This is a genomic window from Rhodoferax koreense, assembly GCF_001955695.1.
Classification (GTDB): Bacteria; Pseudomonadota; Gammaproteobacteria; order Burkholderiales; family Burkholderiaceae_C; genus Rhodoferax_B; species Rhodoferax_B koreensis.
Genome location: NZ_CP019236.1, coordinates 1,543,324 through 1,566,923, shown reverse-complemented (window position 1 = coordinate 1,566,923; position 23,600 = coordinate 1,543,324). Strand labels below are relative to the sequence as shown.

At 67.4% G+C, this 23,600-nt stretch carries 21 protein-coding genes; 6 read left to right on the top strand and 15 right to left on the bottom strand.

The window, feature by feature from the left end; genetic code table 11:
- Nucleotides 1-15: 15 nt before the first annotated feature.
- From RD110_RS07355 to RD110_RS07330, 6 genes are all read right to left on the bottom strand, one after another.
- Nucleotides 16-2,373 (bottom strand): glycoside hydrolase family 65 protein, encoded by a 2,358-nt coding sequence (locus tag RD110_RS07355; RefSeq protein ID WP_076204563.1) that lies wholly within the window; start codon nucleotides 2,371-2,373, stop codon nucleotides 16-18.
- A gap of 59 nt (nucleotides 2,374-2,432) precedes the next feature.
- The gene (locus RD110_RS07350) at nucleotides 2,433-3,623 is read right to left on the bottom strand and encodes an ABC transporter ATP-binding protein (protein ID WP_076198123.1); all 1,191 of its coding nucleotides are present in this window, start codon (nucleotides 3,621-3,623) and stop codon (nucleotides 2,433-2,435) included.
- 13 nt (nucleotides 3,624-3,636) lie between these two features.
- The gene (locus RD110_RS07345) at nucleotides 3,637-5,292 is read right to left on the bottom strand and encodes an alpha-glucosidase family protein (protein WP_076204560.1); all 1,656 of its coding nucleotides are present in this window, start codon (nucleotides 5,290-5,292) and stop codon (nucleotides 3,637-3,639) included.
- An 8-nt stretch (nucleotides 5,293-5,300) separates the two neighbouring features.
- Nucleotides 5,301-6,146 carry a carbohydrate ABC transporter permease gene (locus RD110_RS07340; RefSeq protein WP_076198111.1) on the bottom strand — a complete coding sequence of 282 codons (846 nt, stop codon included), beginning with the start codon at nucleotides 6,144-6,146 and terminating at the stop codon, nucleotides 5,301-5,303.
- 17 nt (nucleotides 6,147-6,163) lie between these two features.
- Complete coding sequence (locus RD110_RS07335) at nucleotides 6,164-7,102, bottom strand: carbohydrate ABC transporter permease (RefSeq protein WP_076198109.1); 939 nt, start codon at nucleotides 7,100-7,102, stop codon at nucleotides 6,164-6,166.
- Between the two features lie 112 nt (nucleotides 7,103-7,214).
- The gene (locus RD110_RS07330) at nucleotides 7,215-8,483 is read right to left on the bottom strand and encodes an ABC transporter substrate-binding protein (protein WP_083686134.1); all 1,269 of its coding nucleotides are present in this window, start codon (nucleotides 8,481-8,483) and stop codon (nucleotides 7,215-7,217) included.
- Between the two features lie 177 nt (nucleotides 8,484-8,660).
- Between RD110_RS07330 and RD110_RS07325 the strand changes: the two genes are divergently transcribed.
- Both RD110_RS07325 and RD110_RS07320 read left to right on the top strand, forming a co-directional pair.
- Nucleotides 8,661-9,674, top strand: coding sequence for a substrate-binding domain-containing protein (locus RD110_RS07325; RefSeq protein WP_076198105.1), 1,014 nt, complete (start codon nucleotides 8,661-8,663; stop codon nucleotides 9,672-9,674).
- Between the two features lie 58 nt (nucleotides 9,675-9,732).
- Entirely contained in the window at nucleotides 9,733-10,719 is a 987-nt protein-coding gene (locus tag RD110_RS07320; RefSeq protein WP_076198103.1) for a Bug family tripartite tricarboxylate transporter substrate binding protein, read from the top strand.
- 5 nt (nucleotides 10,720-10,724) lie between these two features.
- Here RD110_RS07320 and RD110_RS07315 read toward each other — a convergent pair whose 3' ends face one another.
- Nucleotides 10,725-11,033, bottom strand: coding sequence for a hypothetical protein (locus RD110_RS07315; RefSeq protein ID WP_157900069.1), 309 nt, complete (start codon nucleotides 11,031-11,033; stop codon nucleotides 10,725-10,727).
- Between the two features lie 159 nt (nucleotides 11,034-11,192).
- Here RD110_RS07315 and RD110_RS07310 point away from each other — a divergent pair, with 159 nt between their 5' ends.
- Both RD110_RS07310 and RD110_RS07305 read left to right on the top strand, forming a co-directional pair.
- Nucleotides 11,193-12,176 (top strand): DnaJ C-terminal domain-containing protein, encoded by a 984-nt coding sequence (locus tag RD110_RS07310; protein WP_076198090.1) that lies wholly within the window; start codon nucleotides 11,193-11,195, stop codon nucleotides 12,174-12,176.
- The gene (locus RD110_RS07305) at nucleotides 12,173-12,487 is read left to right on the top strand and encodes a chaperone modulator CbpM (protein WP_076198088.1); all 315 of its coding nucleotides are present in this window, start codon (nucleotides 12,173-12,175) and stop codon (nucleotides 12,485-12,487) included. The genes RD110_RS07310 and RD110_RS07305 overlap by 4 nt, the downstream gene beginning before the upstream one ends.
- On the opposite strand, the gene RD110_RS07300 is transcribed toward RD110_RS07305, so the two are convergent.
- The 3 genes from RD110_RS07300 to RD110_RS07290 all read right to left on the bottom strand — a co-directional run bounded on the left by RD110_RS07300 (nucleotide 12,488) and on the right by RD110_RS07290 (nucleotide 17,398).
- Nucleotides 12,488-14,023, bottom strand: coding sequence for a mechanosensitive ion channel family protein (locus RD110_RS07300; protein ID WP_076198087.1), 1,536 nt, complete (start codon nucleotides 14,021-14,023; stop codon nucleotides 12,488-12,490).
- Nucleotides 14,024-14,182: 159 nt separating this feature from the next.
- Nucleotides 14,183-16,783, bottom strand: coding sequence for an ATP-dependent chaperone ClpB (gene clpB, locus RD110_RS07295; RefSeq protein ID WP_076198085.1), 2,601 nt, complete (start codon nucleotides 16,781-16,783; stop codon nucleotides 14,183-14,185).
- A gap of 186 nt (nucleotides 16,784-16,969) precedes the next feature.
- On the bottom strand, nucleotides 16,970-17,398 hold the full coding sequence (locus RD110_RS07290; RefSeq protein WP_239467265.1) for a molybdenum cofactor biosynthesis protein MoaE: 429 nt from the start codon (nucleotides 17,396-17,398) through the stop codon (nucleotides 16,970-16,972).
- On the opposite strand from RD110_RS07290, the gene RD110_RS28510 reads away from it, so the two are divergent.
- Nucleotides 17,288-17,620 carry a hypothetical protein gene (locus RD110_RS28510; RefSeq protein ID WP_239467326.1) on the top strand — a complete coding sequence of 111 codons (333 nt, stop codon included), beginning with the start codon at nucleotides 17,288-17,290 and terminating at the stop codon, nucleotides 17,618-17,620. The genes RD110_RS07290 and RD110_RS28510 overlap by 111 nt on opposite strands.
- Nucleotides 17,621-17,744: 124 nt before the next feature.
- Entirely contained in the window at nucleotides 17,745-18,665 is a 921-nt protein-coding gene (locus tag RD110_RS07285) for a dihydrodipicolinate synthase family protein (RefSeq protein ID WP_076198083.1), read from the top strand.
- Nucleotides 18,666-18,672: 7 nt separating this feature from the next.
- On the opposite strand, the gene moaD is transcribed toward RD110_RS07285, so the two are convergent.
- The 5 genes from moaD to RD110_RS07260 all read right to left on the bottom strand — a co-directional run bounded on the left by moaD (nucleotide 18,673) and on the right by RD110_RS07260 (nucleotide 23,595).
- A complete protein-coding gene (gene moaD, locus RD110_RS07280; protein ID WP_076198081.1) occupies nucleotides 18,673-18,924 on the bottom strand; it encodes a molybdopterin converting factor subunit 1 in 252 nt (83 codons plus the stop codon).
- Nucleotides 18,921-20,204, bottom strand: coding sequence for a molybdopterin molybdotransferase MoeA (locus tag RD110_RS07275; RefSeq protein WP_076204554.1), 1,284 nt, complete (start codon nucleotides 20,202-20,204; stop codon nucleotides 18,921-18,923). The genes moaD and RD110_RS07275 overlap by 4 nt, the downstream gene beginning before the upstream one ends.
- Nucleotides 20,205-20,215: 11 nt before the next feature.
- On the bottom strand, nucleotides 20,216-20,749 hold the full coding sequence (gene mobB, locus RD110_RS07270; protein ID WP_076198079.1) for a molybdopterin-guanine dinucleotide biosynthesis protein B: 534 nt from the start codon (nucleotides 20,747-20,749) through the stop codon (nucleotides 20,216-20,218).
- An 81-nt stretch (nucleotides 20,750-20,830) separates the two neighbouring features.
- The gene (gene thrC / locus RD110_RS07265) at nucleotides 20,831-22,273 is read right to left on the bottom strand and encodes a threonine synthase (RefSeq protein ID WP_076198077.1); all 1,443 of its coding nucleotides are present in this window, start codon (nucleotides 22,271-22,273) and stop codon (nucleotides 20,831-20,833) included.
- Nucleotides 22,273-23,595, bottom strand: a complete 1,323-nt coding sequence (locus RD110_RS07260; RefSeq protein ID WP_076198075.1) for a homoserine dehydrogenase — start codon at nucleotides 23,593-23,595, stop codon at nucleotides 22,273-22,275. Before RD110_RS07260 ends, thrC begins: the two co-directional genes overlap by 1 nt.
- Nucleotides 23,596-23,600 lie beyond the last annotated feature (5 nt).

Here is a 23,600-nt window from a genome sequence, read left to right as displayed (position 1 = left end):
AAGTTGGAATCCGTCTCAGAGCGGCATGGTTCGTTCGGGCTCGGCCCGGGTCAGCACCAGTTCCTCGCCGCGATGTACCAGGCGAAGGCTTTCGCCATCGACGAGCCGGTACCTGCAACCGTGCGCCTGCACCTCGACCTGCAGCTGTGCCTGCCCCAGGCGCAACTTGAAGGCGTAGCGCTGCCAGCCCGGCGGCAAGGTCGGCGAGAACGCGGCCACGCTGCGGCGCATGCGCAGGCCGGCGAAACCGGCCACCACGCCGAGCCAGGCGCCGGCCATGGCGGCGGTGTGCACGCCGTGGCGGGTGTTGCCGTGGTGGTCGTCGAGGTCGGTGCGCGCGCCGTCGGCGAAGTAGGCATAGGCCTTGTCGGCATAACCAACTTCGGAGGCGACGATGCCGAAGATGCAGCGCGAGAGCGAGGAATCGTGCGTGGTCAGCGGCTCGTAGTAGTCGAAGTCGCGCCGCTTTTCCTCGATGCCGAACTCGTGTCCGAGCAGCAGCAGCGCCAGCACCACGTCGGCCTGTTTGCAGACGCGGTGCCGGTAGATCACCAACGCGTGGTAATGCAGCAGCAGCGGGCGTCTGGCGCCGTCGAAGCCGCTGTCGGCCCACGCCGGCTTGGCGGTGAAGCTGTCGTCCTGCGGATGCACGCCCAGCGCGGCGTCGTAGGGCAGGTACATGTGTTCGGCCGCGTCGCGCCACGCCGGTGGCTCATCGGCCACCAGGGTGATTCGATCGTGCAGCACCGCCAGCGTGGCCGGGTGGCGCCTGGCCAGCCAGTCGAACACCTCCACGGCGAAGGCCAGGTGCATGCGCGCCATGGCATTGGTGTAGAAGTTGTTGTTGACCAGCGCGGTGTATTCGTCGGGCCCGGTGACGGTGTAGATGCAGAAGCGCCGCGCGGGCAGGCCAGCTTCCTTGCGGACTTCGAAGTGACCGAGGCCGAGCCAGATGCGCGCGGTCTCGAACACCATCTCCGCACCGTGCTGCAGCATGAAGTCGTCGTCGCCGGTCACCTCCCAATAACTCTTCACGGCATAGGCGATGTCGGCGTTGATGTGCACCTGGGCGGTGCCCGCCGGAAAATAGGAGGAACATTCCTCGCCCGCAATGGTGCGCCAGGGGTACAGCGCCCCTCGCGGATGCGCCAGGTCGCGGGCCCTCGCCCGGGCCGCGTCCAGCGTGTGGTAGCGGAACTCGAGCAGCTTTCGCGCGATGGCCGGCTGCGTGTAGAGCATCACCGGGAACACATAGATCTCGGTGTCCCAGAAATAGTGGCCGTCGTAGCCGCTGCCGGTCACCCCCTTGGCCGCCACGTTGCTGCGTCCGTCGCGGCCCACCGACTGCAGCAGGTGCAACTGGTTGAAGCGCAGCCCCTGCTGCAGCGCTGGGTCGCCGTCGATCTGGACATCGGCTTCGCGCCAGAACCGGTCGAGGAAATGCCGCTGCTCCTCGCACAGGCGGTCGAAGCCGGCCTCGACGGCCAGGCGCAGCTGCGTGTCCGCCTGGTCGGCGAGTTCGTCGACCGGCGTGGCACCCGAGGTCACCAGGGCCACCACCTTGTCGAGTTGCAGGCTTTCTCCCTTCTCCAGCCGCACACTGAAGCGCTGGCCGGGCGAGAGCGGGCCGCCGCAGTCCTCGGACGCGACCATCCCCTGCCGCTCGCAGCGCGCCTGGCTCTGCTGCGCGCTCACCACCACCAGCCCGCTGCGGCGCGTGCGCTGGGTGAGCACGGTGCGGCCGGGGCTGCGCGCCATCGCGACCGGCTCCAGCGCATTGGCCGCATGGGCCGAACCGACACGCGGATCGTCGCTGCCCATGATTTCCCGAGAACTTGCGTCGATGAAGGATTCGACGGCGACGACGGCCGGGCCGTCCAGTGGACGCAGTTCATAACGCAGCGCGAACACCGTCTGCCGCTCGAAACTCACCAGCCGGGTGCTGTTCACGGCCACGCGCCGCCCGCGTGGCGACACCCAGACGAAGCAGCGGGTGAGCAGGCCGGCGTCGAAATGCAGGGTGCGTGCGTAGTCCTCGATGCGACCGGTCTGCGGATCGAAGAACTCGTCGTCGATCCACCAGTGCACGGCCTTGGCATTGGGCAGGCTCACGATGAACTGGTTCGTGCGCGCCAGGCCGTAGCCGTTCTCGGGATAACGGATGTCCTCGGTGTCGTAGAAACCGTTGACGTAGATCGCGTCCTGCTCGGTGCCGGGCCAGCAGGCGCCCTCCTCGTGTGCGCCGCGAACGCCGATGCGGCCATTGCCCAGGCAGAACAGGGTTTCATGCAGCGCCGCGCTTGCAGCATCGGGACGGGTCTCGCGCAGGCTCCAGGGCGCGGTCTCGAGTGCCGCGGAAAAGGATTCGGACATGCCCATACGTGATCAGGAACTCATCGGCGCTCGGAAAGACGGAACGGGAGCGCGCAGCCTCATGCCACCACCGTGCGGGTACGCGCCACGGTGACGCCGGCCACCAGCGGCTGGCCGAGTACGTCGGCGTCCACCGTGCGCTTGAGCGCCACGTCGTTGGCGTCGAACATGTGCAGGCATTGCGGCGGGAAGTACAGCGTGATCGGATTGCCCACCGACACGCTGGCCTGGCCGCTCTGGCGCACGGTGACGAGTTCGCCGCCGGCCAGCCGCACATAGACGTAGCTCGACTCGCCGAGCTGTTCGAGAAAGGCCACCAGGCCGGTCACCACGTTGGCATCGCCGGGCGGCACGATCTGCACGTGCTCGGGTCGCACGCCGAGCGTGACTTCGGCATTGGGTGGCAACCCGGTGGCATCGACCTCGGCCAGGCAGGCGACTTCGGAGACCATGGCCACGGCCGATTTGCCATTGGCCCGCGCCAGGCGCGCGGACACGAAGTTCATCTTCGGGCTGCCGATGAAGCCGGCCACGAACTTGTTCACCGGATGGTGGTAGAGCTCCAGCGGCGGGCCGAATTGCGCGACGCTGCCATCGCGCTGCACGGCCTCCCCCGCATTGAGCAGCACGATCTTGTCGGCCAGGGTCATGGCCTCGACTTGGTCGTGCGTCACGTAGATCATGCTGGCGGTGCCGATGTCCTTGTGCAGCTTGGCGATCTCGAGCCGGGTCTGCACCCGCAGCGAGGCGTCGAGGTTGGATAGCGGTTCGTCGAACAGGAACACATCGGGCTCGCGCACGATGGCGCGGCCGATGGCCACGCGCTGGCGCTGGCCGCCCGAGAGTTCCTTGGGCAAGCGCTTGAGCAACGGGTCGAGCTGCAGGATCTTGGAGGCCTTGCGCACGCGCTGGTCGACCGTGGTGCTCTCGGTCTTCAACTGCTTGAGGCCGAAGGCCATGTTGTCGTAGACCGTCATGTGCGGATACAGCGCGTAGCTCTGGAACACCATGGCCACGCCGCGGCGCGAAGGCGGGGTTTCGTTGACGCGCTGGCCCTTGATGCCCAGGTCGCCGCTGGAGATGTCTTCCAGCCCGGCGACCATGCGCAGCAGCGTGGACTTGCCGCAACCCGATGGCCCGACGAAGACCACGAACTCGCCGGCCTGGATTTCCAGGTTGACGTTGCGGATGGTGTCGGCGCTGGCGCCGTCATAGCGTTTGTGGATGTTGCGAAAGCTGATGGCGGACATGTGGGGTCTCCTGTCAAATCGAGATGGGCGAGATGGGAAGCGCGACAAAGGCGCTGCCGTGCGGCGGCAGCTTGAGAGCGTGGCCATCGCGGTGCGTGCCCGGCGTGGTGGCGGGAGCGTCCTCGGCCAAATGCCAATCACCCGCCTCGACCTCGTAGCGCGCGGGCTGGTCGCCGAGGTTGAAGACACACAGCAGCCGCTGGTCGGCATGCGTGCGCTCGAAGGCCAGCACCGGGCCTTGCAACGGCAGCAGCGCCATTGCACCGGCCACCAAGGCCGGCTGCGCGCGCCGCCACTGCAGCAGTCGGCGGTAGTGGTGCAGCAGCGAACCCGCATCGGCCCACTGCCGGTCAGCCGCCAGCGCGCGGTGGGACTCGCCCAGCGGCAGCCAGGGCCGCGCATGGCCGCTGCCGAAACCCAGATCGGGTGCGTCCGCCATCCACGGCATCGGCGTGCGGCAGCCGTCGCGGCCCTTGTATTGCGGCCACATCGCGATGCCGTAGGGGTCCTGCAGATCGGCAAGCTCGATGTCCACCTCGGGCAGGCCGAGTTCCTCGCCCTGGTAGATGCAGGCGCTCCCGCGCAGTGTCAGCAGCAGCGCCGCCACCTGGCGCAGCAGCGCGGGATGCGGCGCCTGGCCGCCCCAGCGCGTCGCCACGCGCACGCAGTCGTGGTTGGAGACCGCCCAGCAGGGCCAGCCATCCGCGATCTGCGCCTGCAGGTTGGCCAGCAGGCCGTGCACATAGGGCGCGTCATATGTGGGGCCGAGCAGGTCGAAGCAATACGCCATGTGCAGCTTGTCACCGCCGCTGGTGTACTGGGCCATCAGCGCCACGCCACGTTCGTCGCCGATCTCGCCGACCATGGTGGTGTCGGCGTACTGGTCGACGAGGTGGCGCAGCCGGCGCAGGAAGTCCAAGGCCTCGGGCTGGCTCTTGTCGTACTGGTGCACCTGCCAGGCATAGGGGTTGGCGGCCGGCGCGGTCGGGTCCACGTGTGTCGGTGCACCCCGGCCGGGGTTGTCGCGCAATTGCCGGTCGTGGCAGCAGAAGTTGATGGCGTCGAGGCGGTAGCCGTCCACGCCGCGGTCGAGCCAGAAGCGCACCTCGGCGAGCAGCGCGTCCTGCACCGCCGGGTTGTGGATGTTCAGGTCGGGCTGGCTGGCCAGGAAGTTGTGCAGGTAGTACTGGCAGCGCCGCGTATCCCATTGCCAGGCGCTGCCGCCGAACACGCTGAGCCAGTTGTTGGGCGGCGTGCCGTCATGTTTGGCGTCGGCCCAGACGAACCAGTCGGCCTTCGGGTTGTCACGGCTGCTGCGGCTCTCGGTGAACCAGGCGTGCTGGTCCGAGCAGTGCGACAGCACCTGGTCGATCACGACCTTCAGGCCGAGGGCATGCGCGCGCGCGACCAGCGCGTCGAAATCGGCCAGTGTGCCGTACATCGGATCGACATCGCGGTAGTCGCTGACGTCGTAGCCGAAATCCTTCTGCGGACTCTTGAAGAACGGCGACAGCCAGACGGCGTCCACGCCCAGCCGGGCGATGTGGTCCAGCCGTGCGGTGATGCCGGGCAGGTCGCCGATGCCGTCGCCGTTGCCGTCGGCAAAGCTGCGCGGATAGACCTGGTAGATGACGCCGCCTCGCCACCATGGCGTTTCGACGGTGGGCATGGGCGCGCTCATCCCTTGACGGCGCCGGAGGTCAGGCCGCCGACGATCTTGCGCTGGAAGGCCAGCACCAGCACGATCAGCGGCAGCGTCACCAGCACCGACGCCGCCATGATCTTGCCCCAGGGGATCTCGTACTTGTCGGCACCGCTGATCAGCGAGATCGACACCGGCACGGTGCGGTCGGTGTTGTTCAGCACAAAGGTCAACGCGAACAGGAATTCGTTCCAGGCCGCGATGAAGGCCAGGAGGCCGGTGGTGACGAGGGCCGGCCACATCACCGGCAGGAACACCTTGGTGATGATGCCCCAGGGGGTGCAGCCGTCCATGATGGCCGCCTCCTCGAGTTCCTTGGGCAGGTCGCGCACGAAGGTCGTCAACACCCAGACCGTGAACGGCAGCGTGAAGATCATGTAGGGCAGCGTGAGGCCCCACCAGTGGTTGTAGAACCCGATGGTCTGCATCAGCTCGAACATGCCCGACAGCACGGCCACCTGCGGGAACATGGACACGGCCAGCACGCACAGCAGCAGCAGGCCGCGACCCTTGAACTGGATGCGGCCCAGCGCGTAGGCCGCCGTCACGCCGAGCAGCAGCGAGGCGACCACGACCAGGAAGGAAACGCCCAGCGAGTTGAAGATGTGCCGGCCGAAGGGCTGTTCCGGCACGGTGAACAGGCTGATGTAGTTTTTCAGCGTGGGCGCGTCGGGCCAAAGCGAGGTGCTGAAGAGCTCGGTGCCCTGCTTCAGCGAAGTCACGATGGCGAAGTAGAACGGGAACAGGCAGAACAGGCTGATCAGGACGACCAGCGTGTACAGGCCGATGTTGCCGAGCAGGCGCTGGGTGGAGAGGTTCATGGCTTGGTTCCCTGTCTTCACTTCTTGCCACCCAGGTCCACGCGCGACAGCTTCAGGTACAGCAGCGTGCAGGCGCCGATGATCAGGAACAGCACGGTGGAGGCGGCCGAGCCGTAGCCCACGTAGTTGTTGTCGACGATCTCGCGGCGCACGAAGCCGGACATGCTGATCGTGGCCACGCTGTTGGAGGTCATCACGTAGATGATGTCGAACACCCGCAGCGCATCGAGCAGGCGGAAGATCACCGCCACCATCAGCGCGGGCCAGATCAGCGGCAGCGTGACCTTGAAGAAGACCTTGACCGGATGGATGCCGTCGACGTGGGCGGCCTCGTAGCAGTCGCGCGGCAGCATCTGCAGCGCGGCCAGCGTGAGCAGCGCCATGAACGGCGTGGTCTTCCACACGTCGACCAGCACCACCGACCACAGCGCGTAGGCCGGGTCGGCCGTCCAGGCGATGTTGTGGTCGATGATGCCGGCGCTGCGCAGCATGGCGTTCAGCACGCCGAACTGGTCGTGCATGATCCAGGCCCACATCTTGGCCGAGACGATGGTGGGGATCGCCCAGGGCACGAGGACCGCCGCGCGCACCAGCGCGCGGCCCTTGAATTCGGCATTGAGCACCAGCGCGAAGACCACGCCCAGCACCGTCTCCAGCACCACCGAGACCAGGGAGAACTTGAAGGTGTTCTGGATCGCCATGCCCCAGTCGGTCTGCCAGAAGCCTTCGGGTGCCGCAAAGTTGAAGACGCCGTATTCGCCGAAGTAGTTGGACAGGCCGACCAGCTTGTAGGTCGAGTCGCCGATGCTGTCCAGGCTGGCGTCGGTGAAGCTGAACCAGATGGTTCGGCCTAACGGCCAGCCCGCGACCAGGGCCAGCACGACGAGCGTGGGCGCGAGGAACAACCACGCACTGCGCGTGCGTTCACGGGTGAGTTCGGATTTCGGATTGGTCATGCATCTCTTCCGGCAAGCGGCAGGCGCCACCACCCGCGCCCCCGAGGCCGGGGGCGATGGAGGGGCGCAGTGGGTTGAAGAAGCGTGGAGGGAGAAAGACGGCGGGAAGCGTCTACCAGTTCGGTCCGCGCCGGATCGCGTTGATCTTGGCTTCGAGCTTCTTCAGGCTCTCGTCGGCCTTGGCACCGCCGGACAGCACGTCGTGCGAAGCGTTCCAGAACGCGGCGGACACCTCGTTGTATTTCGCCCCGGTGACCGTGGCCGGGCGTGGCACGGCGTTGGTGAAGGTGTCGTACAGCGTGCCGAAGAACGGGCTGGCCTTCAGCACTTCCGGATCCTTGTACAAAGCCGGAATCGTCGGGTTGTACGAGCCGCGGATGGCGCGGTCCTTCTGCACGGCGGCGCTGGAGAGGTACATCACCAGGTCCGCGGCTTCGGTCGGATGCTTGGAGTACTTGACCACCGACAACTGCCAGCCGCCGAGCGTGGCGGCCGACTTGCCGTCGTCGCCCTTGGGCAGCGCCACCACGCCGACCTTGTCCTTCACCGGGCTGTCGGCCCCCTGGCTCAGCGACCAGGCGTAGGGCCAGTTGCGCATGAAGACCGAATTGCCCTTCTGGAATACGCCACGCGCGTCTTCTTCGCCGTAGTTGAGCACGCCGGTGGGGGCGATGGTGCCGATCCAGCCGGCCGCGGTGGTCAGCGCCTTCGCGGCCTGGGGATTGTTGACCGTGACCTTGCCGGTGGCGTCCACGATGGCGCCGCCGCCGTAGCTCGAGATCCATTCCAGGCTGTTGCAGCTCAGACCCTCGTACGCCTTGGCCTGGAAGACATAGCCCTGCATGTCGGCATTGCCGGCCTTGCGCTCGCCGTCCATTACCTTCTTGGCGGTGGCGGTCAGCTCGTCCCAGGTCGTGGGCGGCTTCTCGCCATACTTGGCCAGCAGGTCCTTGCGGTAGTACAGCACCCCGGCGTCGGTGAACCACGGCATTGCGAGCAGCTTACCGTCGACCGTGTTGTTGGACACGATGGCCGGGAAGTGTTCCTTCTCCGCGCCCTTGCTGTAGGGGCCGAGGTCCAGCAGGTGGGCCTTGATCGTGCCGGGCCACACCACATCGACCGAAATCACGTCCACATCGGTCGACTTGGCGGCGAACATCTGCCGGAACAGGCCGAGGATGTCGGAGGTGGACTGCGGGATGGTCAGGTGCTTCACGGTGTTGCCCGTCTTCTTGCTCCACTCGTCGGTGGCCTTCTTGCAGAACTCGAAGTCCTGGCCCACGGTGCCGCACGATACGGTGATCGTCACGCCGGCGTGCGCGCTGAGCGCGGCGACACCGATCGAAAGCCCGGCCGCCATGTGTTTCCATAATGTGTTCATTTTTCTCCTTCGTTATATTTTGAGGACAATCAACGCCGCGCAAGCATATTCAAAGCGCTTTGAGGCCAATTGCAGTAGTTACCCGAGTTTTGGTTTCAAAATAATTCTTTTGAATATTTGCATACACAATTACTTCGAAAAATTCGATCGAAATCCGAGCGGAATACGCCAACTGCCATGTCGCTGAAGAAAATTGCCGAGGAACTGGGCCTGTCGTTGACCACTGTGAGCCGTGCGCTGAACGGCTATCCGGAGGTGGCCAAGGCCACGCGCGCGGCCGTCGCGGATGCGGCCAGGCGGCTGAACCACCAGCCCAACGCCCGTGCGCGCGCCCTGGCGCTGGGCCGTGCCGGCGCCATCGGCGTGGTCTTCCCCATCACACCGGGCGACCTCGGCGATCCCCTGTTCCTGGCCGTGGTGAGCCGCATGGGCGAGCGCCTGGCACAGCAAGACCTCGACATGCACATCATTGCGGCACCGGCCGAAGGCGAACTGCAGGTCTACCAGCGCGCGCTCGGCCACATCGCGGCCTTCGTGGTGCCGCGCACCCGGGTGCGCGACCAGCGGCTGGCGCTGCTGCAGGCCCGCGGCGTGCCTTTCGTGGCCTATGGCCGCAGCGAGCGGTTCACCGACCCATACGCGTGGCTGGACTTCGACAACGAACGCGGCGCCCGCGAGGCCACCGAACGCCTCATCGGTTTCGGCCACCGGGACATCGCCTACCTCGGCGCCCCCGCGGCCTACAACTTCGCCACGCTGCGCTACCGCGGCTTCGAACGGGCGATGCAACAGGCCGGGTTGGCCGCGGGGCCGGCCGGGGTGCAGCGCGTGGAACTGGATCGGGGCGCGGGTTTCGCGGCGATGAGCCGGCTGCTGAACCGGCCCCGGCCGCCCACGGCGGTGCTGGTCGACAATCACCTCGCCGGCGTGGGCGCGGTGCATGCGGCGCTGCAGGCCGGCAAGGTCCTCGGGCGGGACATGTCGCTGATCGTCTACGACGGCCTGGGGCCCGACTCGGTCTTGCTGCGCAATACCATTACCGCCGTGGTGCAGCCGACGGCACAGACCGTGGCCGACATGCTGGTGGACTTTACACTCGCGAGGTTGAGCGGCCGCCCGCCGCAAGACCTGCAGCACCTCGGTGTCCCCGAATTGCTGCCTGGAGACAGTGACGGCCCGGCGCCTGCGTGAGGGCTTGACGCCAGCAACATGGCCGCCGTCGCTTGGGCCAACCCTTTAGCGACACACCATGCACAAAAGACAACTTCTCTCGTTCTGCGCCGCGGTGGCGCTGGCGGCACTGGGCACGGCACAGCACAACGCCAACGCGCAGGCATCGGCGCGGCCGCTGCGCATCATCGTGCCGTATGCGGCCGGCGGCCCGATCGACCTGACGGCGCGCATCCTGGCCGAACGGGTGAAGGACACGCTCGGTCCGGTGATCATCGAGAACCGGCCCGGCGCCGGCGGCAACATCGGCGCCGATGCCGTGGCCAAGGCCGCGCCCGACGGCCTGACGATCGGCATCGCGGCCACCGCCACCAACGCGGTCAACCCATGGCTCTACAGCAAGATGCCGTTCAATGCCGCCACCGACTTCGCGCCGATCACGCAGATGGTGCGCGTGCCCAACGTGCTCGTGATGAATGCGGACACCGCGCAGCGGCTGAAGATCAACACGCTGGCCGACCTGATCGCCTATGCCAAGGCGCATCCCGCCAAGCTCAACTATGCCTCGGGCGGCAACGGCAGCGCGGGCCATCTCGCAGGTGAGATGTTCAAGGCCCAGGCCGGCATCTTCGCCGTGCACATCCCGTACAACGGCGGCAACCCGGCGCAGCTGGCGCTGTTGTCGGGTCAGGTCGACTTCAACTTCGACAAACTGGCCACGGCGGCGCCGAACATCCGCTCGGGCAAGCTCAAGGCCATCGCCGTGACCACCGCCACGCGCAGCAGCGCCCTGCCCGAGGTGCCCCCCGTGGCCCACACGTTGAAAGGCTTCGCCATCGACACCTGGTGGGGCCTGGTGGCGCCGGCGCACACGCCGAAGGACGTGATCGCCCGGCTGAACCAAGCCTTCGTGGCCGCGCTGAACGCACCGGAGACCCACACGCGCTTCGCCAACCTGCTGGCCGAACCGGTGCCCAGCACGCCCGAGGCGTTCGGCGCGTTCATGCACGGCGAACTCGCCAAGTACGAAAAGGTGGTGAAGGCCTCCGGCGCGAAGGTCGACTGACCGCCTCAGCTGGCGCGCGTTTCCTTGACCTGCACGTCGGTGACGTCGATCAGGTCGCGCTCGCGCTGCACCGGACCGGCCGGCGCCGAAGCCCGCGCGCGCGGCTGCCAGCGATCGCCGGCGCGAAACACGCTGTTCCAGCCCGCGCCCGGATTCACGCGCATCACCCACGGCGTAACCGGACGGCCGGTGATCCTGGCCCATGCCGCACGCAGGCCCCAAACGGCGGCCAGCAGCATCACCACGACCAGCAGGCTGGCGGCGAACACCAGGGCGAAACCGACGAGCAGGAGCCGCAGCAGCAAGCGGATCATACCGGCAAGAAAATTGTCCACAAACGAACCTCCACATTGACGAGGCGCAAGCCTCACCGGCAAATTGGACCACGGCCGACAAAGAGACCACAGCCAGCAGGGACGATGCCGCTAACATGGCCTCCACAACATCCCCATGTTCTCAAATGAGGGTCGAAGATGGAATTCAAGGACTATTACAAGGTGATGGGCCTGGCGCGTGAGGCCACCCCCGAAGAAATCAAGCGTGCCTACCGGCAGCTCGCGCGCAAGAACCACCCCGACGTGAACAAGGAGGCCGGCGCGGAGCAACGCTTCAAGGACATCGGCGAGGCCTATGCCGTGCTGAAGGACCCCGAGAAGCGCGCCGCCTATGACGCACTCGGCGCGCAACGCGAGGGGCAGGAGTTCCGCCCGCCACCGGACTGGAACGCCAACCGCGCCCATGGTCGCGATCCGCGCGGGTCGCGGGAGTCGTTCGGCGACGAAGAGGCCGCCGACGCCAGCGATTTCTTCGAGACCCTGTTCCGCCACGGCTTCGGCGGTGCCCAGCCACGCGGCGCGCCCCCGGGCGGCCACGGCTTCACGGCCGATGGCGAAGACCAGTACGCCAAGGTGCTGATCGCGCTGGAGGACAGTTATGCCGGCACCACGCGCCGCATCGTGCTGCGCGTGCCCGAGCGCGATGAACAGGGCCGGGTGCAGATGCGCGAGCAGCAGCTCGACGTGACCATTCCGCGCGGCGTGCGCGCCGGCCAGCACATCCGGCTGGCGGGGCGCGGCGCGCCCGGCATGGGCAACGGCAAGCCGGGCGACCTGTTCCTCGAGGTCGAATTCGAGCCGCATGCGCACTATCGCGTCGACAAGCGCGACGTCTACCTCGACCTGCCCGTGAGCCCCTGGGAAGCCGCGCTGGGCGCCGAGATCAACGTGCCCACGCCGAGCGGCGAGGTCGAGCTCAAGATTCCCGCGGGCTCGTCCGCGGGCCGCAAGCTACGCCTCAAAGGCCGGGGCATCCCGGGCAGCACGCCGGGCGACTTCTACTTCGTGCTGCAGATCGCCGTGCCACCGGCCGACTCCGATGCCGCGAGCCAGCTCTACCGCGACATGGCGGCACAGTTCAAAAGCTTCAATCCCCGCGCGAAACTGGGAGCATCGACATGAACCAGAACCCGGGGGCCGGCGTCACCGGCCCGATCCACGAAGAGCAGCAGGACCTGACCCTGGCCGACCTCTGCCAGCATTGCCGCGTGCGCACCGAATACGTCGTGGAGATGGTCGAGGAAGGCGTGCTCAGCCCCGAAGGTACGGCACCGCAGACGTGGCGCTTCACCGGCGTGCATGTGCAGCGTGCCCGCGTGGCCGTGCGGCTGCAGCGCGACCTGGGCGTGAACCCTGCGGGCGCGGCGCTGGCGCTGCAATTGCTCGACGAGATCGAGGCGCTCAAGGCCCGCCTGCAAACGCTCTCGAGGTAGCTACTTCACCGAGAAGAAGGCGTGCATGCGCGCCTTCAGGTCCTTGCTGCGGTTGGGCACGGCCGAGGCCGATTGCTCGAGCCGGGCGTCCGTGGCGGCACGCCGCTGGGCCAGCAAGGTGGAGATCTCGCCGGCGAGTTCGGGCCGCGCGGCCAGCACTTGGCCGAAACCCTGCTTGTCGAGCCGGTAGCATTCGACATCGGTCACCGCCAGCACCGTGGCGCTGCGCGGCTCGCCGGTGAGCAGGCCCATCTCGCCGAAGAATTCGCCGTCGCGCAGCCGGGCGACCACGGTACGCCCCGCCGGGGCGCCATGGTGCCCGTTGCCACCCTCCACCACCACGTCGGCCTCGCCGTGGATCACCAGGTAGAGCCAATGCGCCACCGCGCCCTGGCGCGTGATCACGCTGCCCGCCACGAACGGCGCATGCACCAGATGATCGGCCAGGATCTGCTGCTCCGACTCGGGCAGGTTGGCAAACAGAGCGATGCCGCGGATCGCGGCCAGTCGGCGTGCCATCTCGCGCTGCTCGCGGGTCGCGCGCGACTGCTCGTCCTCCTGCGTCAGCCAACGCTCGGCCACCGGCACGCCGAGCCGGATCCCTTCGCGCGCGAGCGCCGTCAGCGCGTGCACACGCACTGCCGAGTCGGTCGGGTCATCGAACTGCGGGTCGGTCAGCCAGTAGCGCAGCGTGTAGCGGTGGTAGCCCGCGCCGATCTCCATCAGCACCGCGCTCGCCGGCGGCGCCTCGGCCACGTGCGAAATGCCGGCGTCGCGCACCGATTGCTCCAGCACCTGCAACACCCTGCCGGGCGAGGCGGCCTGGTCGATGTTGAAGTGCACCAGGCGGCGCCACTGCAGCGGCTGGCCGGGCTGACGGCGCAGCACCCGGAACCGGTTCTTCATGAGCCAGCTGTTGGGCACCACCACGGTCTCGCGGTTGCGGGTGACGATTTCGGTGAAGCGCCAGCGCACGTCCACCACCCGGCCGCTGAGGTCGTCGATCTGCACCCATTCGCCGACACGCAGCGAATTGTCCAGCTGCAGCGCCACGCCGCCCATCACGTTGCCCAGCGTGTCCTGCATGGCGAAGGCCAGCACCGCCGTCATGATGGCCGAGGTGGCGAACAACTGCGAGGGGTCGAGTCCTGCCAGCCGCAGCGACAGCAGGCCCCAGACCAGCGTGAGCCCGGCCAGCGTCAGGTCCTGCGCAATCTGCGGCAGGTGGATGCGCATCCCCGGCAGCAAGATGCGGAACAGCAGCAAGGTTCCGAGCTGGATCGCCGCCCAGACACCGAGCACCTGGGCGGCCTGGCGCAGTACCAGCGCCGCCGCGTTCGACGCGGGCTGGCCGCTGGCCTCGAGCAGTGCGGCCAGCAGCAGCGAGGCCACGGTGAGATTGAGCAAGGCCCAGGTCGCGCGCAGGCCACGCTGGTGCAATGGCCGCCACAGCCGAAGGCCTGCGGCCAGCAGCGCACAGACGCCGACCAGCACCAGCAACTGCTGGCGTAGAAGGCCGTCGGTCCAGATGGGCATGCGGTGTCTCCGGGGCGGGCAAGAAGCGGGCGTATGCGCTTCGCAACGCGACAGTGGCCATGGTATTGCGTTTCACGGTCGGGCGGAACCGGCGCCGCAACGCAAAAAGGCCGCCGCGCAAGCCTGCGCGGCGGCCCCGTACCCAGCACCCTGGCGGGCTTAATGCAGCGTGCGCCCGAAGCTGAACTGGCCTGGCGCCTGGATCGGGTCCACGTCCACCGGGATCACGTCCTTCGGCGCGAACTGCCCTTCGAGCAGCAGCTTGGACAGCGGATTCTCGATGCGTTGCTGGATCGCGCGCTTGAGCGGCCGCGCACCGAACACCGGGTCGAAGCCGACCTTGGCCAGCTCGGCGAGCGCGGCCGGCGTGATCTCCAGCGTCAGGTCCATCTTGGCCAGACGGGCCTGCAGCACCTTGATCTGGATCGCGGCGATCGCCTCGATGTTCTTCGCGTCCAGCGCATGGAACACCACGGTCTCGTCGATGCGGTTGAGGAACTCGGGGCGGAAGTAGTTCTTCAACTCGTCCTGCACCGCGTCCTTGATGTCTTCCGCGTCACGGCCCACCATGCTCTGGATGATCGGCGAGCCGATGTTGCTGGTCATCACGATCACGGTGTTCTTGAAGTCCACGGTGCGGCCCTGGCCGTCGGTCAGGCGGCCGTCGTCGAGCACTTGCAGCAGCACGTTGAACACGTCGGGATGCGCCTTTTCCACCTCGTCGAGCAGCAGCACGCTGTAGGGCTTGCGGCGCACGGCCTCGGTCAGGTAGCCACCCTCCTCGTAGCCCACATAACCCGGGGGCGCGCCGATCAAACGGGCCACGGAGTGTTTCTCCATGAACTCGCTCATGTCGATGCGCACCAGGTGGTCTTCCGAGTCGAACAGGAAGCCCGCCAGCGCCTTGCACAACTCGGTCTTGCCCACGCCCGTGGGGCCCAGGAACAGGAAGGAGCCGGTCGGCCGGTTCGGATCGGACAGCCCGGCCCGCGAGCGGCGGATGGCGCTGGAGACGGCCGAGATGGCCTCGTCCTGCCCGACCACGCGCTCGTGCAGCTTGGTCTCCATCTGCAGCAGCTTGTCGCGTTCGCCCTGCATGAGCTTGCTCACCGGGATGCCGGTGGCGCGCGCCACCACTTCGGCGATTTCCTCCGCGCCGACCTGGGTGCGCAACAGCCGCGGCGCGTTGGCCGTGCTCTTGTTCGATTCCTTCGCCTGGGCTTCCTTGAGCTGCTTCTCGAGCTCGGGCAGCTTGCCGTATTGCAGCTCGGCCACCTGGTTGAAGTCGCCCTTGCGCTTCAATTCCTCGATCTGGAAGCGCATCTTGTCGATGGCTTCCATCACGTGGGCGCTGCCCTGCGCCTGGGCCTTTTCGGACTGCCAGATCTCGTCGTAGTCGGCGATTTCCTTCTCGAGCTTGACGATCTCCTCCTCGATCAGCGCGAAGCGCTTGATCGAAGACTCGTCCTTCTCGCGGCGCACGGCTTCGCGCTCGATCTTGAGCTGGATCAGCCGGCGGTCGAGCCGGTCCATCACCTCGGGCTTGGAGTCGCGCTCGATGGCGATCTTGCTCGCGGCCTCGTCGATCAGGTCGATGGCCTTGTCGGGCAGGAAGCGGTCGGTGATGTAGCGGTCACTGAGTTCGGCCGCGGCCACGATGGCCGGGTCGGTGATCTGCACGCCGTGGTGGGCTTCGTATTTCTCCTGCAGGCCGCGCAGGATGGCGATGGTCGCCTCCACCGTCGGCTCGCCCACGAGGATCTTCTGGAAACGGCGCTCCAGCGCGGCGTCCTTCTCGATGTACTTGCGGTATTCGTCGAGCGTGGTGGCGCCCACGCAGTGCAGCTCGCCGCGCGCCAGGGCGGGCTTGAGCATGTTGCCCGCGTCCATGGCGCCTTCGCCCTTGCCGGCGCCGACCATGGTGTGCAGTTCGTCGATGAAGACGATGGTCTGGCCTTCGTCCTTGGCCAGTTCATTGAGCACGCTCTTCAGCCGTTCCTCGAATTCCCCACGGAACTTGGCGCCGGCCAGCAGTGCCGCCATGTCGAGCGACAGCACGCGCTTGCCCTTGAGCGAATCGGGCACCTCGCCGGCCACGATGCGCTGGGCCAGGCCTTCGACGATGGCGGTCTTGCCCACGCCGGGCTCGCCAATGAGCACGGGGTTGTTCTTGGTGCGGCGCTGCAGCACCTGGATGGCACGGCGGATTTCCTCGTCGCGGCCGATCACCGGGTCGAGCTTGCCCAAGCGGGCCCGCTCGGTCAGGTCCATGCAGTATTTCTTGAGGGCTTCGCGCTGGCCCTCGGCGTCGGCGCTGTTCACGCCCTGGCCGCCGCGCACCGCATCGATGGCGGCCTCGAGCGACTTGCGTGTGACGCCGTTGGCGCGCACCAGGTTGCCGACGTCGGCCTTGCTGTCGGCCAGCGCCAGCAGGAAGAGTTCACCGGCGATGAACTGGTCGTTGCGCTTGATGGCTTCCTTTTCCGTGGCCTGCAGCAGCTTGGCCAGGTCCTGGCCGACCTGCACCTGGTCGTGACCCTGTACCTGGGGCAGCTTCTTGATGGCGGCATCGGCCGCCTGCTGCAAGCCCTTGAGGTTGGCACCGGCGCGCTCGAGCAGCGCACGCGGGCCGTCGTCCTGGCCGAGCATGGCGGCCAGAAGGTGTACCGGCTCGATGTACGCGTTGTCGTTGGCCAGCGCCAGCGACTGCGCGTCGCTCAGGGCTTCCTGGAACTTGGTGGTGAGTTTGTCTTGTCGCATGGGTGTGTATCTTTTGAACTGGTTGGTCCGAACTGTTGTCTAGCTGAGGCTGTTGCGGATGTTTTCAAGATCGTGCCGGGTGCCGTCTGCCGCGCACTTGACCCAGGTCAAGCGCTGTCGCAACGGCCCGGGCGCCCACCTGGCGGCCGCCTAGCGCCCGCCTCGACCAGCGTCTGCCCTCGGGCCTCAGTCCGAAGAGTTGGACGCGTGAATGCCCCAGCGCGCCAGCGCCGCGTCGTCGCTCACCCGCGCATCCACCCAGCGCGCGCCCTCGGCCGTGCGCTCCTTCTTCCAGAACGGCGCCTGGGTCTTCAGGTAGTCCATCAGGAATTCGCAGGCCTGGAAACTCTGGCCGCGGTGCGCCGACGACACCGCCACCAGCACGATCTGGTCGAGCGGCTGCAGCAGGCCGACGCGGTGCACCACCCGCGCCGCGAAGATGTCGAAGCGCTGCAGCGCCTGGTCGATCATGGCCTCGATGGCCTTTTCGGTCATGCCGGGGTAGTGCTCGAGTTCCATGGACTGGACTTCGCCACGCACAGCACCACCGTTCCGATCTCGCACAGTGCCGATGAAAGAGCAGACCGCACCCACGCGAGGATCGTCACGACGCAGGGCCGCGATCTCGGCCGTCAGGTCGAAATCTTCCGTCTGGATGGAAACGCGCGCAGGTGCCATGACGCCATTGTGGCCCATCGCCGCGCGGGCCTGCCGACCTTGCCGTTAAACTCGCAGCCCATGTTTGGCCACACCCGTTCCCCCTCCGGCTCGACGCGCACCAGCGCGCCGAACGTCGCGGCCGTGGCCAAAAAATCCAAAAAACTGTTGCTCATCTGACCGGAGCAAGGGTTCCGTCGTCGGATGAGCGACGGAACCGCTTCGGCTTGGCAACCCGCCCGTCTTCGGCCCGCGCTCTTTCGACGGTGGTTTTCCATCGGTCTGTTTTGTTCAAGGACATCGCGTGGCTACTTCGCATTCTTCGCATTCTTCGCCCACTTCCCCCTCCCGCGTCGATGGCGCCCCGTTGGCCGGCCTGTGGATTCCGCTGGTGACCCCGTTCCGGGCCGGCGCCGTCGACCACGGCGCGCTGGCCGCGCTGGTGCGCGATCTGCGGCCCAAAGGCATCGCCGGCTTCGTGGCCTGCGGGAGCACCGGCGAGGCGGCGGCGCTGGACGATGCGGAACAACTCGCCGTGCTCGACACCGTGCGCGAGGCGGCCGCCGGCCTGCCGGTGATGATGGGCCTGTCCGGCTACCACCTGCCCCACCTGCTCGACCGGCTGGCCGCCGCGGCACAGCGGCCGCTGGCTGGCGTGCTGGTGGCTGCACCCTGTTATGTGCGGCCCGCGCAGGCCGGGCTGCTGCAATGGTTCACCGCGCTGGCCGACGCGAGCCCGGTGCCGTTGGTGCTGTACGACATTCCCTACCGCACCGGCGTCAAGCTGGAACTGGCGACCCTGCTCGCCCTGGCCGACCATCCGCGCATCCGTGCGATCAAGGACTGCGGCGGCGACGCGGCCAAGACGCAGGCCTTGCTGGCCGACGGCCGGCTGCAGGTGCTGGCGGGCGAAGACGCCCAGATCTTCACGACGATGGCGCTCGGCGGCGCGGGCGCGATCGCGGCCAGCGCGCACCGGCACACCGAGAAATTCGTGGCCGTGATGCGGCTGGTGGCGGCGGGCCGCCTGGCCGAAGCCCGGGCGCTATGGGAGCCCCTGCAGCCGTGGATCCAGGCCGCCTTCGCCGAGCCGAACCCTTCGCCGCTGAAGGCGGTACTGGCGCACCACGGCGCGATGGCGCTGGAGTTCCGGCCGCCGATGACGCCGGCCAGCGACGCCCTGCTTGCCCGCCTGCTGGCGGTGGACCAGGCGCTCTCCCGCTGACGGCCGTTCAGCCGCCGGTGACGGGTGGGAAAAACGCCACCTCGTCGCCGTCGGCCAGCGCCGCGTCTTCCTGGCGCATCACCTGGTTCAGCGCCATGCGCACCGATCTGCCGCGCGCCAGGCTGCCGGCACGGGCCTCGTCCCGGGCGATGAGCTGGTCGCGCAGCGCGCCCAGCGTGCCGGCCTGGGTCTCGACGACCTCCTCGGCGGTGCCGATGGCTTCGCGGATCGAGGCGAAGTACTTCACCTTGAGTTTCATGCCAGCAGTTCCGCAAACGAGATGAACTGCACCGTTTCACCCTGCACGATGGCGTGGCCCGGCGGCACGTCGACCACGCCGTCGCCCCAGACGGTGGAGGTGAGCACCCCCGAGCTCTGGTTGCGGAACAGTTCCACGCCGCCAGCGGCATTGCGGCGCACGCGCAGGAATTCGCGGCGCTTGTCGGCGCGCGGCCAGTCGAAATGGGCGGGCAACGCCACCGGTACGGGCGCGAGCCGCTGCACACCCTGCAGCTTCAGCAGGAACGGCCGCACCAGCAGCACGAAGGTGATGAAACTCGACACCGGATTGCCGGGCAGGCCGATGAAATGGCACGGCGCGCCTTCGGGGCCCGGCTTGACGATGGGCGAATGGATCTTGCCGTAGGCGAAGGGTTTGCCGGGCTTGATCGCGATCTGCCAGAGGTTGAGTTCGCCGAGTTCCTGCACGGCCGGCTTCACATGGTCTTCCTCGCCGACCGACACGCCGCCGCTGGTGAGGATCAGGTCGTGCGCCAGGCTCGCATCGCGCAGCGCCTGCAGTGTGGCGGCGCGCTGGTCGGGCACGATGCCGAAATCGGTGATCACGCAGCCCAGGCGCTGCAGCAACGCGCGCAGGAAGAAGCGGTTGGAGTTGTAGATGGCGCCCGGCTTCATCTGGTCCGGTGGCACGGCACCGGGCATGACGAGTTCGTCGCCGGTGGAAAACAGCGCCACGCGCGGACGGGCCACGACCGGCAGGGCATCCATGCCGATGCTGGCCGCCAGGCCGAGTTCGGCGGGCGTGAGGCGCGTGCCCTTCGGCAGCACCACCGCGCCGAGCGCGACGTCCTCCCCCGCGCGGCGGATCGACTTGCCCAACACGGGCAGTCGCTGGATGCGCACCGCGCCCAGGCCCGCCCCACCCGGCTCAACCGGTTCGCCCATCACCTCGCAGTCTTCCTGCATCACCACCGCGTCGGCGCCGCTGGGCACCGGCGCGCCGGTGAAGATGCGCGCCACCGTGCCGGGCGCGAGGTCGGTGCCGACCGCGCCCGCGGCGATGCGCTGCGACACCGGCAGCACGGTGCCGGCGGCCGGCAGGTCGGCGCAACGCACGGCATAGCCGTCCATGGCGCTGTTGTCCATCGGCGGCACCTGCAGCGGCGACACCACGTCGCGCGACAGCACCCGGCCGTCGGCGTCGAAGGTGGAGACGGACTCCGTCTGCGTCAGCGGCGCGGCCTGGGCCAGCAGCTCGGCCATGGCGTCGTCGAGCGATTTCATAGGTTGGGGGGTCATCAATGGCGCGTTCATGGCAGTTTCAACATGCGGTATTCGAACAGGTCCTGGTTGGCCATCAGCCAGTCGGCAATGGCCGGCGCGTCGTTCAGGTCGAGCACCTCGCGCAACGTGGGCGCGGGCAGTGCATCGGGCGCATCCGTGGCGATGGCCATCACGTCCTGGTCGTCAGGATAACGCGCCGGCTGGCCGGCTGCAGCGCGCCAGACTTCGACCTTGAACAGGTCGCTGAATTTGAAGCCCTCGACCAGCACCCAGTCGATGCCGGGGTCGAGTTCGGCGATGAGCTGGTGCACGGAGAGCGGCGTGGGCGATTCGAACTCGCGCATCAGCGCCAGGCGCCTGTCGGAGGCGATCAGCACCTCGTAGGCACCGGCCTGGCGATGGCGGTAGCTGTCCTTGCCGGGATGGTCGATGTCGAAGCGGTGGTGCGCGTGCTTGACCACCGACACGCGCTGGCCATGCGCCTTGAGCGCGGGAATCAGGCGCTCGAGCAATGTGGTCTTGCCCGCGCCCGAATAACCGGCGAAACCGACCACCTTCATGCGGCCGGCTTCCCGCTGCGACCCGCCCTGCTATCTATTCGATAGCTGATTGCGCAGCCGCACTCTGCGCGGGAGGCGGATTCAGGCACAACTCTTGGCGATGAACGCCTGCACCGCGGCGGCGTCGGCCGGCAGATCGATCACGCGCCGTGGCAGGTCTTCGATGCCGATGAACTTGGGCGGCCTTTCGGGCTCGATGCCCAGCGCCTCCTGCACCGTGGCGGCGAACTTGATCGGCAGCGCTGTCTCCAGCACGATCATCGGCACGCCCGGGCGGCGGTAGGCCTGCGCCACCTTCACGCCGTCGGCCGTGTGGGTGTCGATCATCACGCCGTGGCGGTCGTAGGTGTCCTTGATCGTGGCCAGGCGGTCGGCATGGGTGCTCTTGCCGCTCTTGAAGCCGTAACGCGTGGCGGCGTCCTGGAAGGCCGGGTCGGTGCCAAGGTCAAACTTCCCCTGGGTCGACAACTGCGCGCCGAACAGATCGCGCGTGCGCGCGCCGTCGCGGCCCAGCAGGTCGAACACGAAACGCTCGAAGTTCGAGGCCTTGGAGATGTCCATCGACGGGCTCGAGGTCTCGTGCGTGTCGGCGCTGCCGCGCACGCGGTAGACGCCGGTGCGGAAGAATTCGTCGAGCACGTCGTTCTCGTTGGTAGCCACCACCAGCTGGTCGATCGGCAGGCCCATCATGCGCGCCACATGGCCCGCGCAGACGTTGCCGAAGTTGCCGGACGGCACGGTGAAGCTGACCTTTTCCGCATTGGCCGTGGTCGCCTGCAGGTAACCCGCGAAGTAATACACCACCTGGGCCAGCAGCCGCGCCCAGTTGATCGAGTTCACCGTGCCGATCTTGTACTGGCGCTTGAAGGCCAGGTCGTTGGACACCGCCTTGACGATGTCCTGGCAGTCGTCGAACACACCTTCGATGGCGATGTTGAAGATGTTGGCGTCCATCAGGCTGAACATCTGCGCCTGCTGGAACGGGCTCATGCGGCCCTTGGGCGAGGTCATGAAGACACGCACGCCCTGCTTGCCGCGCATGGCGTATTCGGCCGCGCTGCCGGTGTCGCCGCTGGTGGCCCCCAGGATGTTCAGCGTCTCGCCGCGCCGCGCCAGCTCGTATTCGAACAGGTTGCCCAGCAGCTGCATGGCCATGTCCTTGAAGGCCAGCGTCGGGCCGTTGGACAAGGCTTCGAGCCACAGACCACCACCATCCTTGCCGTCTTCCAGGTGGCGCAGCGGCACGATCTCGCCGGTGCCGAAGACTTCGGCGGTGTAGGTCTTCTGGCAGATGGCGCGCAGGTCGTCGGCCGCAATGTCGTCGATGTACAGCGACAGGATCTCGAACGCGAGCTCGGCATAACCCTGGTCGCGATAGACCTTGCGCCAGCGCGTGAGCGTGGCGTCGTCGACTTGCGGATACGCCTCGGGCAGGTACAGGCCGCCATCGGGCGCCAGGCCTTCGAGCAGGATTTCGCAGAATTTGCGCGGGGTCTTGTCGCCGCGGGTGGAGAGGTAGTTCATCAGGCCAGTTCCTCCTTGCGGATGCGCGTGATCGGGGCCAGCACCGTCGGCAGCGCCTGCATCTCGGCGATGGCGGCGTCCATCTTGGCCTCGACGCAGTCGTGCGTCAGGATGATCACGTCCGTCTGCGTGGAGCCCTCGCCACCCACCTCGTCGGCCTCGCGCTGCAGCACCGCGTCGATGCTGATGCCGGCCCCGGCCAACAAACCGGTGACTTTGGCCAGCACGCCGGCCTCGTCGGCCACGCGCAGGCGCAGGTAGTAGCTGGTGACGATCTCGCTCATCGGCAGCACGGGCAGGTCGCTCATGGCGTCGGGCTGGAAGGCCAGGTGCGGCACGCGCTGCAGCGGGTCGGCGGTGTGCAGCCGGGTGATGTCGACCAGGTCGGCGATCACCGCGCTGGCGGTGGGCTCGCTGCCCGCACCCTTGCCGTAGTAGAGCGTGGTGCCGACGGCGTCGCCCTGCACCATCACCGCGTTCATCGCGCCTTCGACGTTGGCGATCAGCCGCTTGGCCGGCACCAGGCTCGGGTGCACGCGCAGCTCGATGCCCTTGGCGGTGCGCTTGGTGATGCCCAGCAGCTTGATGCGGTAGCCGAGCTGCTCCGCGTAACGGATGTCCTGCGCGCCCAGCTTGGTGATGCCTTCGATGTAGGCCTTGTCGAACTGCACCGGGATGCCGAAGGCGATGGCCGACATGATGGTCGCCTTGTGCGCCGCGTCCACGCCTTCGATGTCGAAGGTCGGATCGGCTTCGGCGTAACCCAGGCGCTGGGCCTCCTTGAGCACGACCTCGAAATCCAGGCCCTTGTCGCGCATCTCCGACAGGATGAAGTTGGTCGTGCCGTTGATGATGCCAGCGATCCACTGGATGCTGTTGGCGGTCAGGCCTTCGCGCAGCGCCTTGATGATCGGGATGCCGCCGGCCACTGCGGCCTCGAAGGCCACCATCACGCCCTTGCTGGACGCCGCCGCGAAGATCTCGGTGCCGTGCACGGCCAGCAGCGCCTTGTTGGCGGTGACCACGTGTTTGCCGGCGGCGATGGCTTCCATCACCAGTTGCTTGGCGATGCCGTAGCCACCGATGAGTTCGACGACGATGTCGATGTCGGGATTGGCGATGATGGCGCGGGCGTCGTCCACCACCTTCACACCCGTACCGACGATGGCCTGGGCGCGTGCGGTATCCAGGTCGGCCACCATGGTGATCTCGATGCCGCGGCCGGCGCGACGCATGATTTCAGGCTGGTTGCGCTTGAGCACGTTGAAGACGCCGCTGCCGACGGTACCGATGCCCAGGAGGCCGACTTGGATGGATTTCATAAGAA

Excerpts from the sequence above, each read along its gene's own strand:
- RD110_RS07350 (WP_076198123.1), bottom strand. The coding sequence starts at position 3,623 with ATGTCCGCCATCAGCTTTCGCAACATCCACAAACGCTATGACGGCGCC.
- RD110_RS07315 (WP_157900069.1), bottom strand. The coding sequence starts at position 11,033 with ATGATCCGCTTGCTGCTGCGGCTCCTGCTCGTCGGTTTCGCCCTGGTG.
- RD110_RS07305 (WP_076198088.1), top strand. The coding sequence starts at position 12,173 with ATGAACCAGAACCCGGGGGCCGGCGTCACCGGCCCGATCCACGAAGAG.
- clpB (WP_076198085.1), bottom strand. The coding sequence starts at position 16,783 with ATGCGACAAGACAAACTCACCACCAAGTTCCAGGAAGCCCTGAGCGAC.
- RD110_RS07310 (WP_076198090.1), top strand. The coding sequence starts at position 11,193 with ATGGAATTCAAGGACTATTACAAGGTGATGGGCCTGGCGCGTGAGGCC.
- RD110_RS07260 (WP_076198075.1), bottom strand. The coding sequence starts at position 23,595 with ATGAAATCCATCCAAGTCGGCCTCCTGGGCATCGGTACCGTCGGCAGC.
- RD110_RS07275 (WP_076204554.1), bottom strand. The coding sequence starts at position 20,204 with ATGACCCCCCAACCTATGAAATCGCTCGACGACGCCATGGCCGAGCTG.
- RD110_RS07300 (WP_076198087.1), bottom strand. The coding sequence starts at position 14,023 with ATGCCCATCTGGACCGACGGCCTTCTACGCCAGCAGTTGCTGGTGCTG.
- RD110_RS07340 (WP_076198111.1), bottom strand. The coding sequence starts at position 6,146 with ATGAACCTCTCCACCCAGCGCCTGCTCGGCAACATCGGCCTGTACACG.
- RD110_RS07325 (WP_076198105.1), top strand. The coding sequence starts at position 8,661 with ATGTCGCTGAAGAAAATTGCCGAGGAACTGGGCCTGTCGTTGACCACT.
- thrC (WP_076198077.1), bottom strand. The coding sequence starts at position 22,273 with ATGAACTACCTCTCCACCCGCGGCGACAAGACCCCGCGCAAATTCTGC.
- RD110_RS07335 (WP_076198109.1), bottom strand. The coding sequence starts at position 7,102 with ATGACCAATCCGAAATCCGAACTCACCCGTGAACGCACGCGCAGTGCG.
- RD110_RS07330 (WP_083686134.1), bottom strand. The coding sequence starts at position 8,483 with ATGAACACATTATGGAAACACATGGCGGCCGGGCTTTCGATCGGTGTC.
- RD110_RS07320 (WP_076198103.1), top strand. The coding sequence starts at position 9,733 with ATGCACAAAAGACAACTTCTCTCGTTCTGCGCCGCGGTGGCGCTGGCG.
- mobB (WP_076198079.1), bottom strand. The coding sequence starts at position 20,749 with ATGAAGGTGGTCGGTTTCGCCGGTTATTCGGGCGCGGGCAAGACCACA.
- moaD (WP_076198081.1), bottom strand. The coding sequence starts at position 18,924 with ATGAAACTCAAGGTGAAGTACTTCGCCTCGATCCGCGAAGCCATCGGC.
- RD110_RS07345 (WP_076204560.1), bottom strand. The coding sequence starts at position 5,292 with ATGCCCACCGTCGAAACGCCATGGTGGCGAGGCGGCGTCATCTACCAG.
- RD110_RS07355 (WP_076204563.1), bottom strand. The coding sequence starts at position 2,373 with ATGTCCGAATCCTTTTCCGCGGCACTCGAGACCGCGCCCTGGAGCCTG.